A 12,044-nucleotide genomic window follows, 5' to 3' on the forward strand; every position below is an offset into this window, starting at 1 on the left:
ATTTTTGGTACGCCATCTTATTATAAATTCCAAAACAACATATGCGCAACCTTTGGATATTCATTAGTAAGTATAATAACTTCTTTTTGTTTATCCTTTTTTTTAGCGCCGCCGTTGCACTTATTGTAAAAAACAACGGCTTTCAGCGGGCCAGTGCATTAAACTCCTCTAATACTGTAATTGGTGGTATCTATCAAAAGATTGATAATTTCACGCAATATTTAAATTTAAAACAAACCAATAAAGACTTATCCGAGGAGAACGCGTACTTACGAAGTCAATTAAAAAGCTCATTATACAGCAAGTTGATTGAACAAGATTCTGTATTGGATTCACTAGGCCAAACACAATATACCTACATCGTAGCCAGGGTTATCAATAATAGCATCCATCAGAAGAACAATTACCTAACGATCAATCGGGGTAGCGAAGAAGGAATCGTTAAAGGAATGGGCGTAATTTCTTCACATGGCATCGTCGGGATTGTGTTGAATGTCTCTCCTCATTTTGCTACCATTCAGTCGCTACTACATGCTGACACGAGAGTAAGCGCTAGTTTAGCGAATAGTAACGCATTCGGCTCTTTGGTTTGGGGCACAGAAAATTTCGATTCGCGCAAAGCAATTTTAAAAGACATTCCCAATCATGTAAAAGTGCGCCCTGGTGAAGAGGTAGTAACTTCCGGCTATTCTTTATTTCCTCCCGGTATTTCTATCGGACGAGTGATAAAAACGGGCAAAAGCGGCGACAGTTTTTTGGATATTGAGGTGAAGCTGAATAATGATTTTAATACACTGCAATATGTTTATGTCATCAAAGATCAGTTCGCAAGCGAAAAACGGCAATTAGAAGGAGACACGATAGCAACAAATGAGTAGGATTTTACTGTTAAATATCATCCGATTTATAGTTTTAATAACTATGCAGGTATTCCTTTTCAAGAACATGGGATACTACAATTTGGCTACACCCTATCCGTATATTCTTTTCTTACTCATGTTGCCTTTGGGTATGCCTAAATGGTTATTATTTGTTATCTGTTTTTTTACCGGTCTTATTGTAGACGGCTTTTATGACACGTTGGGTGTAAACGCGGCAGCGTGTGTAGCACTCGCCTTCTTACGTACAACTTTTATCAGCATCACCGTTCAATTGGAAAATCACGAAACATTCGCCACCCCTAGCATCAGTGAGATGTCTTTTAGATGGTTTTTCATTTATTGTCTCGTATTGTCTCTTTCGCATCATTTCGTTTTAACACTATTGGAAGCGTTCACCTTCAGCAACTTTCATTATACACTCGTTCGTGCTGTTTTAAGTTGTATATTTACGGTACTATTAATTTTACTTTTTTCTTTACTTTTCTATCAAAGAAGTAGACGCTAATATATGGTGTATCCTTCATTGAAAAGCCAATATTCTACTAGCACATGAATAACAGTTTTTTTGAAAGAAAGTACGTCGTTCAAGGAATCTTTATAATAGCTGCCTTTTTATTGGCTTGTCGACTTTTTTATCTACAAATCATCGACGATTCGTATATACTCTCTGCAAACAATAACGTATTAAGAAAAGTTGTTATCTATCCCGCTAGAGGCGTTATTTTAGATCGAAATGGCAAAATATTGGTCCAAAACGAACCGGTTTACGATCTAATGGTCACTCCAAGAGAGGTCAAGCCTTTTGACACCTTGGCACTTTGCGAGCTGATCGGTATTGACAAAGAAGGCTTTGATAAGCGTTATCAAAAAGCTGTCAACTTTTCTCCCTATCGTGCATCCATATTTGAAAAACAATTATCAGCGCAAACGTACGCCAGACTACAGGAGAAATTATTCCAATTCAGGGGATTCTACGTTCAAAATCGAACGGTACGAAGCTATCCGGATTCGGTTGCCGCTCAATTTCTGGGCTATATCAATGAAGTTACGGAAAAAGATATTGAGCGATCCAATAACTTTTACCGTCCTGGTGATTACATCGGAGTAAGCGGGGTGGAGCGTGCTTATGAAGAACTATTAAGAGGCCAACGCGGAGTACAGAATTTAATGGTTGACGCCTTTAATCGTCCAAAGGGGCACTTTATGGATGGAAAGTACGACACCCTCGCAGTCGCAGGAGAAGGCCTTGTCTCTTCTCTTGATTTAGAATTGCAAAAACTTGCTGAAAAGTTCATGAAGAATAAGCGTGGCTCGGTAGTTGCCATAGAACCCTCAACAGGAGAAATTTTGGCCTTTGCCAGCACCCCAAGCTACGATCCGAATCTAATGGTGGGGAGGGAACGGGGTAATAATTACATGAAGTTGCTGAATGATCCCAATAAACCTATGTTCATTCGCCCCATTCAGGCTCAATATCCTCCAGGATCAGTGTTTAAGGTTGTAAGTGCACTCGTAGCGCAACAGGCAGGCATGATCGATGAGCATACCCGATGGAATTGTCCCGGTGGTTACAGTTATGGAGGAGGTAGAGGCTTTATGCGCTGTACCCACGTCCATGGCACGATCGATCTTCCCGCAGCTATTCAAGGCTCTTGCAATACTTATTTTGGCCATGTATATGCAAGAATGATTGATCAACGAAAAATGAAGTCAACTAAAGCCTATTCACTTTGGCGAGATGCTATCATGAAATTTGGTGTCGCCCAGGAATTGGGCGTCGATCTTCCAAATGAGAAAAAGGGACTTCTTCCGACGGCCGACTTCTATTCCAAACGTTATGGAAACGATAAATGGGGTTCAGGATACAATATCTCAAACTCCATTGGACAAGGAGAGGTTGAAATTACCACTTTACAAATGGCCAATATCATGGCAATCGTTGCCAATCGAGGGTATTACTTTCGACCGCACCTGATAAAATCCATCGGAGAAAAAAAAGTAGTAAAGAAGGAGTTTGTTGAGAAAATACCTGTTGGCATCGACCAGAAATACTTTGAGCCGGTTATAGAAGGAATGAGCCGCGTCGTTAAATATAATGCCAATATTCGAATCCCGGATATAGAAATGTGTGGAAAAACCGGTACAGCTCAAAACCCTCACGGTAAACACCATTCCGTTTTCTTTGCTTTTGCTCCAAGGGTAAATCCAAAAATTGCCATTGCTGTTTTCGTAGAAAATGTAGGCTATGGTGCAACCTATGCAGCGCCAATAGCAAGTATGATGGTTGAAAAATACCTAAAAGATACCATCAGCATGTCTAAAGCTGTACAAGAAAGAGTATTGAAAGAAAGCAATTTAATCGTGCCCGAGCCTCCTAAAAATACTACGGAACCGGTTATCAGTAAAGCAAACGGCAATAAACCGCAATCAAGAAAGCGCGAAAGCTATGTTAAACATAATGAAGTGGCAGTTATTAATGAATTGAAAAGGCACATCGAATACAAAAACAGCGAAGGAAGATAACATTCATGAATCAAACAAAAAAAATATACGGTGGCTCTATTGATTGGATAACAGTATTCATCTGGTTGACCCTTTGTATTATCGGCTGGTTTAATATTCGTGCTGCCGTCTTTGACCCACAACACGCCAGCTTAATAAGCCTGAGCACCAATTATGGTAAACAGTTCATTTACATTTTAGTGTGTTTGTTAGTTGCTTGTGCAGTGATGATTATCGATGGTAAATTTTACAATTATATATCCCCTATTCTGTACGGGATTACTCTTCTTCTCTTGGTCATCGTTTTAATCGTAGGACGCAACGTGGGCGGTAACCAAGCTTGGATTCCAATCGGCACCTTTAGGTTGCAACCTTCAGAATTTGCTAAATTGGGCTCTTGCTTACTATTGGCAAGGTATTTAAGTTCACATAGCAATAAAATGCCAAATCTTAAAACTTTGGTATTTGGGGCACTCATCCTTTTTGTACCGGTACTTCTCATCATGCTTCAACCGGACACGGGCTCTGCACTTACCTTCTTTGCACTTACGCTTGTTTTTTATCGTGAAGGCTATGTCTCGGGTCAATTCCTCGCATTCGCATTTATCTGTATCATTCTCTTTATTCTTACGCTACTTTTCTCCCAGTGGTATATCATTGGCGTACTCGCTATATTAGCGGCATTGTCAATCTATATGTTTAAAAGAAGCCGTAAAGTAATTCAGTCAATTGTAATTGCTTTTATAGCCTCTGCTGTTTTTGTATTGCTGGTTGATTTTGCTTACGAACATGTTTTACAGTCGCACCAACGCAATCGGATTGATGTAATTCTCGGAAAAGTAGATGATCCCCGAGGACAGGGTTATAACCTGAATCAATCCAAAATAGCCATCGGGTCGGGGCAGCTTTTTGGAAAGGGATATTTACAGGGAACCCAGACAAAGTATAATTTCGTTCCCGAACAAAGTACGGATTTTATTTTTTGCACAGTAGGTGAAGAATGGGGTTTTGTTGGTTCAATGGTTATTGTATTGCTGTATATGACCTTACTACTGAGAATAACCCAGCTGGCAGAACGACAGCGATCCGCATTTGCCAGAATATATGGCTATGGTGTTGCCTCCATTTTCTTTTTTCATTTTTTTATCAATATCGGTATGACGATAGGCATTGTACCTGTCATTGGTATCCCGCTACCTTTCCTTAGCTATGGAGGCTCTTCTCTACTGAGTTTCACCCTGCTGCTCTTTATCCTACTGAAATTTGACTCGAACAGAAAAGGAGTTGTTTAATAAAAAATCCAGGCACTCAAAGATACCTGGATTATCTCATTGAACAATCGTGTCAAACACTATTAAGCGAATCTTTGCCGCAATATGGCATATAATTTATCCACTGTGGCTTGTTTATTTGCCCAGTTATTCTTTTGAGCATAATTACTCTGCAGGAAGGCATCCGCATCGGCAAAATTATCATAACGGCTTAAGAGCTCAATCGCCTCTGTATAAGCTAAACTATAACCATTGAACAAGTCTTTGATAAATAGCAGCTTGTCATTCAAACTAACAGCTGATTTTATATCCGTAATCCGTTTAGTGGTAGTCGGGGATTCTTGTTTGGCAAAATTACCGGACGCTTGCTGTTCATTCAATATACCTTGCTCTTGCTTACGTTGAGCAGAGAACAATTCGTTTAAGGTCATTGGACGCTTTGGTTCTTCTTGTTTTGGCTCAGCCTTGTTTTGATCATTTGGAATAACAACTGATTTGGCCTCCTCTATAACCTGTTTTGATACGGGCTCCCCTTCTCCCGTCGACATAGTCTCTTTCCCTGTTTTTTCCTTTTCTACTTCGTTTTCTCCCATAAATCCTACACCGGTTCTATCTACTTCTTCCTTCTCTTCTTCATCAGGGTCCTTCTCCAGCATACGCTCAGCATGAATTTGTTGATCATCTTCTTCGCTGCTTTTTACAACCGCTGTTTCTTCAGCCGTATCTTCTGGTTGCTTTCTGTCATTTATAGGATAATCGATCCGTTCTCCTGATTCCCCCTGTTCTCTTCTTTCCTCCTCTTTTTTATCGCGCTTATCCTCTAATTTAAATTCCTCGGCTTTCTCGTCTTCACTTGCTGTGGCAGGCGTAAAATAAGTCTCTTTCACTTCTTGTTGATCTACATAATTCAATGCAGACGTTTGTTCGCCTTCTTCCTCCCTTAAGGTTACTTTTTCGTCTACTGCTTGCTCTGCACTTATTTCAGGTATCGAAATCTCCGGCTTTTCCTCTTTTTTCGCATCAAGCCCTGTCTCGTGTACCTTGCTAGCATAACTTTCTGTGGTATCCAAAGAGGTGAGTTTTTTTAATATCGTTACATGCCCCATTAGATAAGTCATATTTGCCTCAAAAAGTTCCAAATGAATACCTTGTTGTTCCTTTGGATTTTCCTTTAGAAACTCATACTGTTCAGTCAAATCCTGCAACAGACCACCTATCTTTTCAAAAATGCTTTTCTGTGTTACCATAATATGTATTAACGCTTATTTATCCTAAATGTTGAAGAATATTAGTCAAACTTAGATAAAATAGCATGGATTGGCAAGAGCTATCTTGCTCTATTGGTTATTATTAAGCAACCATGCTTTCTTATAGCGAAGCTACGCGGCAAAACCAAAAATAAATGGCGATATTAGCATCCCTTTTTCTAAGGTGATTTTAGTGTTAAAGAATAAAAACAACAATCCATGCTGTTCAGTGAGCATAATTTCATAAACAAAACAGGCCCGAAAGGAAGTATAGAAGTGATATGTGGTTCTATGTTCTCGGGAAAAACCGAGGAACTGATTAGAAGATTGAGAAGGGCACAAATAGCAAAGTTGGAAGTTGAGATTTTTAAGCCAACTGTTGATACGCGTTACGCGACAACGGAAATTGTCTCACACGATAAGAATAGTATTCAATCCACGGTTGTGGAAATGTCTTCTGCTATTTTATTATTGGGAACACAAACTCAAGTAGTTGGCATCGATGAAGCGCAGTTTTTTGACGACAATCTTCCCGAAGTATGTAACATACTGGCAAATAAAGGAATAAGGGTTATTGTCGCCGGGCTAGACATGGATTATATGGGTAGACCCTTTGGCCCAATTCCAAACCTAATGGCTATTGCCGAACATGTTACCAAGGTTCACGCCGTGTGCGTATGTTGCGGAGCCCCCGCCAACTATTCCTATAGAATTTCGACCGGCAATACCAGAGTGCTCATAGGAGAAAAGGAGAGTTACGAACCTCGTTGCAGAAATTGTTTTTATCAAGGAAATAAATAGCCTAGGGTCACACAATATTAATTTGTTTTTTGCGTTTTTAACTATATACCCAATTGGTATACAGTTTATTTACATCCTTTTTGACGTTATATTAACATAAATTTAACACTATATTTTAGAATTTTTTTGTTCTCTTGGCTATCTTTGTTTGAAGTAATAGACAACCATCACATTGGTTTTTATATAAAGATCCTTCTCATAATTTAGGTTTATAATTGGTTAAGTTAAGGCTGTTCGCCCATCGAACAGCCTTACTTTTTTAATTTTTCAACATTATGTGTACCAAAGTCCACAAAAAGCGGATTTTATACACAGCAATCCTTTGATTATCAATATAATAGTTACAAAATCTGTATAACAATACCGCAAACTTTATTAAATCATCTTTTGTTAAGCTTTTTGATCGTCAGTTAAGATAACCCGTCACTTGCTGACGAGACAATCAATTATAGTAAAAAAGCAAAGAATGAAACGAAGTCGTTACACCCAAATTGTATTTATCTTAAGCCTAATCCTCCTTGGCTATTACTCAAAAGGCGCTACCGTAAAAACCACACATGCAAGCAATAAATCGGATCTGCTTCTTTCCTATCAGGACACGACCATGCAAGACACGACGAAAAAACCGGTTCTCGATACTATCCGGATACAGGGCGTGGTCACAGATTCTTCCGGCAAACCTTTGGCTAACGTTTCTGTAAAACCTAAAGGTTCAAGGGACAGCGTACTAACGGGCCAGGATGGAAAATATGTTATCAACAGTCCAGCGATAGGCGTGTTAATTTTCACCTCTTCCGGTTACCAAACAAAAGAAGAACCTGTTAATAAAATGCAGGAGATTAATATTGAGTTGCAACTGATAGAAAAACCTGTGGCCAGTTCGTCTCAACCTGCCGCTAACGTTACACCGGATACAAACAAGATAGCCAATGATTCGCTTCGCCGTGACAGCACGCAGGTAAAACCGGACACTGCAAAAACAGATAGTACACAAGAAAAAATTACCGGTGTTGTAAGGGATACAAAAGGCCCAATCCCAGGCGTTAGCGTAACTATTAAAGGCAAAAAAGAAGGCGTTATTACGGATGAGCAGGGCAAATACAGTGTAGCCGCGCCAGGCAATGTTGTACTCGTATTTAGTTCTTTAGGCTACGATACGAAAGAGGAGTTTGTAAACAATAGAAAAGTAGTCAATACAACACTTAGTGAGGAGGCTCAAGCTTTAAAAGAAGTGGAGGTAGTTGCTGTCGGTTACGGAACAATGGATCGCTCTAAATTAACCAGTTCTGTATCAAGTATCGGAAGTGATCAAATTGAAAATGATGTATTGCCCAGTGTAACACAGGCTATTCAAGGTAAAGCCGGCGGTGTTCAGGTTACGCAAAAATCGGGATCACCTGGAGGTGGCCTCAATATTCGTGTACGCGGAACGACCTCAATCAATGCAAGCTCCGACCCGCTTTATGTAGTAGATGGAATTCCCGTAAATAGTACCACAAATTTTACAGGTGGAACGAATTTTAATTTTGGCGGCGGTACACAGGGGATTAATATTCTTTCATCTATTAATCCTTCGGATGTACAATCTGTTGAAGTACTTAAAGATGCTGCCTCATCCTCTATATATGGTGCACGCGCAGCTAATGGCGTTGTACTAATAACCACAAAAAAAGGACAGGCGGGCACAAGTACATTTAATTTCAATATGTATGAAGGTTTTTCTGAAGTACCGAAGGAACGTTGGTACGATATGATGAACACAGCACAGTACCAAGATTACATGCGGGATTATTATAAGTATCGGATGGAAATGGATTCTACCGTCACGGCGATCCCGGATCAGATCTTAGCAAACCCCAACATTAACACCGACTGGCAAGATGCTATCTTCCGTACGGCCGCCACACGTAACTATGAATTGTCAGCGAGCGGAGGCAGCGAAAAAACACAATATTATACTTCGATCGGCTATATGAAACAGGGGGGGGTGCTGTTAAACTCAAATTTTAACCGTTTAAGTGCCCGCCTTAATCTTGACCATCAACATAGTGAAAAATTACGTTTCTCTACTTCTATTAATCTAACCAGGGCTATTAATGATCGCGTTCAGGAAGAAAACTCAAAAGAGGGAGCCACAAAAAACGGCATTGTAGCGCCACCAAATATTCCAGTTTATAATCCGGATGGCAGCTACGCCTTCGATGAAGTAAGCACTTCTCGGGAAAATCCAGTAGCCATGCTAGAACTTCCCACCAACAATGCACAGACATTTAGGGTGTTGGCAAATGCTTCGGCTGAATATCGCTTTATACCGGAACTGGCACTTAAAACAAGTTTCGGTACCGATTTAAGTTTTATTGATGAAACTTTTTTTATGCCTCCGCAGGGATTGCGTTCTTTTGCTAGTCAGGGAGGAATAGGTGCCAGACGAAACACCCGTGATCAACTATGGATTAATGAAACAACATTAAGTTTTGACAAATCCTTCGGCGACCACAGTATTAATGCGCTGGCAGGTTTTTCTGTTCAAGAGTCGCGATTGGAATTTGTTGATGCACAACGCTCTAATTTTCCTTCAAACGATATTGAGTACATTTCTTCGGGAGGTGTTATAACGGGAGCTAATTCATATCCTGAAGAATGGGCTATTGCATCAGGATTCGCTCGGGTAAATTATGGTTTTAAAGGGAAATATTTATTTACAGCAAATTTCCGCGCTGACGGCTCCTCTAGATTTGGAGAAAATAACCGGTGGGGGTATTTTCCTTCGTTTGCCGCTGCATGGAGGTTGTCGGACGAGGATTTTATTAAAGATATCAAAGCAATTAGCAATTTAAAACTAAGGGCGAGTTGGGGGATTACCGGTAACCAGAATATCGGCAACTATGCTAGTTATTCGCTTTATACAGGTGGACAGAATTATTTAGGCCTACCTGGCTTCATACCTAATGTTTTGGGAGATAAAAACTTAAAATGGGAAACCACCAAACAATGGGATATCGGCTTGGATTTAGGTCTCTTCGGTAATCGAATTTCCTTATTGGCAGACTACTATTTGAAAAACACCTCTGATTTGCTGATCGGAATACCTGTTCTCACAAATTCAGGCTTTCAAAACAGATTCACCAATTTCGGCGAAATCCAAAATAAAGGGTTTGAATTTGAGCTGTCAACGCAAAACCTTGTGGGGGAATTTAAATGGAATACCACACTCAACATGACGTTCAACCGCAACAAGGTGGTGTCTTTACCTGTTAACAGGATTCTTGGAGGAGTAGGTGAATTAAATATTGCACAACCGGGACTTCCCCTCGGAACCTTTTATGGATGGAAAATGATCGGTGTCAACCCCGAAACCGGACTGATTGATTTTGAAGACCAAAATGGCGACCCAACCACGCCTACTAATCCGGATGATCGACAAATTATTGGTGATCCAAATCCCGATTTCTTTGGTGGTATAACGAACACTTTCCAGTACAAGAATTTTGATTTAAGTATCATGGGACAATTCTCCTACGGAAACGATGTGTTCAACTATAATTTAGCAACCGGTTTAGAGGGGTATAACGCAAGTAGTAATGGCTTTACCGATTGGACCCGTCGGTGGAGGAACCCTGGAGATATCACGGATGTTCCACGACCAAGTCCAGGCGATCTGAATAACGGTGCTATTTCCGACCGTTTTGTACAAGATGGATCTTTCTTTAGATTGAGAAACATCACCCTAGGGTATACTTTCCCAACTAAAATGATTGAAAATATCAACTTAAGTCGACTGCGGGTTTACGTAACGGTCCAAAATGCCTACGTTTTCACCAATTATCGGGGATACGACCCGGAAGTAGGATCCAGTCATGGCGGTGCTAACACCGGCCTCATTTACGGTTATGATTATGGCAGTTATCCTCAGCCTCGCATATTTACAGCTGGCGTAAACTTAACTTTTTAATAGTTCAAAATAGACTTGAAAACAATGAAGACATTCTTTAATATCGTTATAATAACGTTGCTAGCAGCCTCCTTGTCGGCTTGTAACGACTTCCTTGATAAAGAACCGATTAGCCAGATTACACCCGATGAGTATTTTAATTCAGAAACAAACGCTAATTCAGCCGTAATTGGCATGTACCGGACAATGCTAAACTCCTTTTCTTTTGGCCAGTCCATCATTATCGTTCCCGAATTTTCCGCAGGTCATGTAAGTCATGCTTCGGTCTATCCCGAATACGAAAATTTCCGAACAAATAATATCCAAGTAAACAACCCTTGGACCAATAATATGTGGCAAGCGACCTATGTCACTATCAATGCAGCCAACAATATTATAACCAGGGTTCCTGAAATGCCCGAGAGCAGCATCTCAACTGAAAAGAGACAGCAATTTGTCGGAGAGGCTAAATTTGTTCGGGCGCTCAATTACTTTTTCCTAGTAAGGGCCTTCGGCGCTGTACCTTTAAAGACAACTGCTACAACAGAAGAGGAAAACATAGCGATTCCACGCACACCCATTGATCAAGTTTATCAACAAATTATTACCGATCTACAGGACGCAGCCACACTTCCGGACAGTTATGGCGATGATGCCACATCCAAAGGCCGAGCAACGAGCCTTGCAGCGAAGGCTTTGCTCGCTAAAGTGCAATTATACAACGGTCAGATTACAGGTGATTACTCCCAAGCTGCGAGCCTCGCGCAAGAAGTTATTAATAGTCAACGTTTCACGCTGATACCTGATTTCGCGTCTATATGGACAACGGAGAATACGCAAGAATCCATTTTCGAATTACAATTTGATGATCAAGCAACCAATCCCTTGGCCTCAGTTAGCAACGATAATCCAAGTATGCTCTTTTATGCAAGAGGAACTACTGTATACGAGAAATATGCCGAGGGAGATAAAAGAAGGGACTTCACGGTCAAATTCGGATCGCGCGATCGTTATTATATTGGCAAATTCCCCAAGGCAAGTCCCGCAACACAAAATCTGCCGGTTATTCGAATTGCTGAAATTTTTCTGATACATGCTGAAGCACAGGCGAGAGTGGATGGCACAGTCAGCGATGCTGCCTATCATTCTTATCAAGAGGTACAAAAGCGGGCCGGCCTAACCCCTCCCCCAATAAATTCTTTTGGCAGTATAGAGAATTTCATCACAGCGGTGCAAGAAGAAAAAGAGCGCGAGCTCATGTTTGAAGGTGAAGCTTGGTTCGATTTCTGTAGAACGGGCCTGGCATTGGATCGAATGCTTGTTATAAAAGATCCCAACTACTATCTTTATCCTATACCAAGCAGTCAGATTGTACTAAACGGCGAACTAACGCAAAACCCAGGTTACTAAC

The 12,044-nt window shown here is 40.6% G+C and carries 8 protein-coding genes; 7 read left to right on the forward strand and 1 reads right to left on the reverse strand.

Features of this window, described 5'->3' with window-relative positions; all coding sequences use genetic code 11:
* Positions 1-41: 41 nt before the first annotated feature.
* Genes mreC through rodA form a run of 4 tightly spaced genes read left to right on the forward strand, consistent with a single transcriptional unit; the run spans position 42 to position 4,675 of the window.
* Positions 42-878, forward strand: coding sequence for a rod shape-determining protein MreC (mreC, locus tag M1D52_RS19225; protein ID WP_013665653.1), 837 nt, complete (start codon positions 42-44; stop codon positions 876-878).
* A gap of 43 nt (positions 879-921) precedes the next feature.
* A complete protein-coding gene (locus M1D52_RS19230; RefSeq protein ID WP_377477919.1) occupies positions 922-1,386 on the forward strand; it encodes a rod shape-determining protein MreD in 465 nt (154 codons plus the stop codon).
* A gap of 44 nt (positions 1,387-1,430) precedes the next feature.
* A complete protein-coding gene (gene mrdA, locus M1D52_RS19235; protein WP_013665651.1) occupies positions 1,431-3,404 on the forward strand; it encodes a penicillin-binding protein 2 in 1,974 nt (657 codons plus the stop codon).
* Positions 3,405-3,409: 5 nt separating this feature from the next.
* The gene (rodA, locus tag M1D52_RS19240) at positions 3,410-4,675 is read left to right on the forward strand and encodes a rod shape-determining protein RodA (RefSeq protein WP_130856872.1); all 1,266 of its coding nucleotides are present in this window, start codon (positions 3,410-3,412) and stop codon (positions 4,673-4,675) included.
* A 62-nt stretch (positions 4,676-4,737) separates the two neighbouring features.
* Here the strand turns inward: rodA and M1D52_RS19245 are convergent, their stop codons facing one another.
* On the reverse strand, positions 4,738-5,901 hold the full coding sequence (locus M1D52_RS19245; RefSeq protein ID WP_437393261.1) for a hypothetical protein: 1,164 nt from the start codon (positions 5,899-5,901) through the stop codon (positions 4,738-4,740).
* Positions 5,902-6,120: 219 nt separating this feature from the next.
* Here M1D52_RS19245 and M1D52_RS19250 point away from each other — a divergent pair, with 219 nt between their 5' ends.
* From M1D52_RS19250 to M1D52_RS19260, 3 genes are all read left to right on the forward strand, one after another.
* The gene (locus tag M1D52_RS19250; RefSeq protein WP_013665648.1) at positions 6,121-6,702 is read left to right on the forward strand and encodes a thymidine kinase; all 582 of its coding nucleotides are present in this window, start codon (positions 6,121-6,123) and stop codon (positions 6,700-6,702) included.
* A gap of 466 nt (positions 6,703-7,168) precedes the next feature.
* Entirely contained in the window at positions 7,169-10,654 is a 3,486-nt protein-coding gene (locus M1D52_RS19255; RefSeq protein WP_377612364.1) for a SusC/RagA family TonB-linked outer membrane protein, read from the forward strand.
* Positions 10,655-10,678: 24 nt separating this feature from the next.
* Positions 10,679-12,043 carry a RagB/SusD family nutrient uptake outer membrane protein gene (locus tag M1D52_RS19260; RefSeq protein WP_437393260.1) on the forward strand — a complete coding sequence of 455 codons (1,365 nt, stop codon included), beginning with the start codon at positions 10,679-10,681 and terminating at the stop codon, positions 12,041-12,043.
* The last annotated feature ends 1 nt before the right edge of the window (position 12,044 follow it).

This window comes from Olivibacter sp. SA151 (genome assembly GCF_054130995.1).